General features: G+C 66.0%; 2 protein-coding genes and 1 pseudogene. All 3 read right to left on the bottom strand.

Annotated elements, in window-relative coordinates:
* Positions 1 to 183 (bottom strand): annotated as a pseudogene (locus KHC27_RS17020) (hypothetical protein); the annotation flags it as partial.
* Positions 183 to 515 carry a TrbC/VirB2 family type IV secretion system protein gene (locus KHC27_RS17015; RefSeq protein WP_213340595.1) on the bottom strand — a complete coding sequence of 111 codons (333 nt, stop codon included), beginning with the start codon at positions 513 to 515 and terminating at the stop codon, positions 183 to 185. The pseudogene KHC27_RS17020 and the gene KHC27_RS17015, both read right to left, overlap by 1 nt.
* Positions 512 to 1,483 carry a P-type conjugative transfer ATPase TrbB gene (trbB, locus tag KHC27_RS17010; RefSeq protein ID WP_213340594.1) on the bottom strand — a complete coding sequence of 324 codons (972 nt, stop codon included), beginning with the start codon at positions 1,481 to 1,483 and terminating at the stop codon, positions 512 to 514. Before trbB ends, KHC27_RS17015 begins: the two co-directional genes overlap by 4 nt.
* Positions 1,484 to 1,833: the final 350 nt, after the last annotated feature.

Below are 1,833 nucleotides of genomic sequence, written 5' to 3'. Positions count from 1 at the left end.
GGCGCCGCCCAGACAGTAGGGACGCAGCGCCTGTTTGAGGTCGTTGGACGGCAGACCCACGGCCCCTGCGAGCGTGCCATTGACGATGGCGATGGCACGCGGCGCGCCACCGAGCAGGATCGGCTCGGTCAGCGCCCGATGGACCGGTACGCTGAAGCCGGGGACCTCAATCGGGTCGCCCATCAGACGAGCGCTCCGCCGCCAAAGGAGAAGAACGACAGGAAGAAGCTCGACGCGGCGAAGGCGATCGACAGGCCGAACACGATCTGGATCAGCCGGCGGAAGCCGCCCGACGTGTCGCCGAAGGCCAGCGCGAGGCCGGTCGAGATGATGACGATGACGGCGATGATCTTGGCGACGGGGCCTTCGATCGACTGAAGGATGGATTGCAGCGGCGCTTCCCACGGCATGGAGGAGCCAGAGGCATGAGCGCTGGTCATGGCCATCAGGCTGATGCAGGTGGCAGACGCGGCCAACCGGGCCGCGCTGCGGGCGCGTTGGAGCGATCGGATCATGAGGGATCTCCGGTGAGGACAGGGGTGATGCGGTAGTCGCCATCGGGGCCGAGGCCCTCGACACGGGCGAGTTCGGTGAGCCGGCGCGTCGCGCCGCGGCCGGAGAGCACGGCCACGAGATTGATGGTCTCGGCGATCAGCGGGCGCGGGACGGTGACGACGGCTTCCTGGATGAGTTGCTCCATACGGCGCAGCGCGCCGAGAGCACTGCCGGCATGGATGGTGCCGATGCCACCGGGATGGCCGGTGCCCCAAGCTTTCAGGAGGTCGAGCGCCTCCGCGCCCCGCACCTCGCCGATGGGAATGCGGTCGGGGCGCAGGCGCAGCGCTGAGCGGACGAGCTCGGATAGCGAGGCGACGCCATCCTTGGTGCGCAGGGCAACGAGGTTCGGCGCAGCGCATTGCAGCTCGCGTGTATCCTCGATGAGGACGACGCGATCGGAGGTTTTCGCGACCTCGGCGAGTAGCGCATTGGTCAACGTGGTCTTGCCCGTCGAGGTGCCGCCGGCCACCAATATGTTGGCGCGAGAGGCGACACCCTGGCGCAAAGCGTCGGCCTGTCCGGCGGACAAGATCCGGGCGCGGACATAGTCCTCGAGCGTGAAGACCGCGACGGCGGGCTTACGGATGGCAAATGTCGGTGCCGCCACGACCGGCGGCAGCAGGCCCTCGAAACGTTCTCCCGTCTCGGGCAACTCGGCCGAAACGCGCGGGGCCCCCGCATGAACCTCAGCGCCGACATGGTGCGCAACGAGCCGTACGATGCGCTCGCCGTCAGCGGGCGAGAGCCGCTCACCCGTGTCGGATAGTCCCTCCGAGAGCCGGTCGACCCACAGCCGCCCGTCCGGGTTCAGCATCACCTCGACGACGGAGGGGTCTTCCAAGTGCCGGGCGATGGCCGCCCCGAGCGCCGTGCGCAGCATCCGAGCGCCGCGGGCGAAACCCTGATGATGATGTTGTGCTGCCATGCGAACCCCGACGTGCCGGGGTCATGACGATCTCATCCCGGGTGGGGATGATTAAAAGAGCCCGATATTGGGCCGGTTCAACAGGATTCGATCCGCGTCGCAGCGTGGCGTGCAATGACAGGAGAACGGCGGTAAAGGCTGTACGGTTACCTGGGAACTGAGATTGAACCGCGACCTTGCCAGCTGCGTGTGGTCATAGATGAGGACTTCAACGCTTTACGCCACATCAGATCTGAGGATTTCCCGAATCTGGAATCCCGGCACATACACCCCCAAGGCGCTGACCTTCTAAATATATATACCCCGACTCCGTAGAATCCCGGCAAATAGCTGCGAAGGCTTGCGGAATC

Origin of the sequence: Ancylobacter lacus (assembly GCF_018390635.1) — a bacterium.
In the GTDB taxonomy this organism is placed as follows: domain Bacteria; phylum Pseudomonadota; class Alphaproteobacteria; order Rhizobiales; family Xanthobacteraceae; genus Ancylobacter; species Ancylobacter lacus.
The sequence above is the reverse complement of the archived record's forward strand: the minus strand, read 5'-3'. Positions and strand labels throughout refer to the sequence as shown.

What these genes read in the sequence shown, in the direction of transcription:
- KHC27_RS17015 (WP_213340595.1), bottom strand. Translation starts at nt 515, where the DNA reads ATGATCCGATCGCTCCAACGCGCCCGCAGCGCGGCCCGGTTGGCCGCG.
- trbB (WP_213340594.1), bottom strand. Translation starts at nt 1,483, where the DNA reads ATGGCAGCACAACATCATCATCAGGGTTTCGCCCGCGGCGCTCGGATG.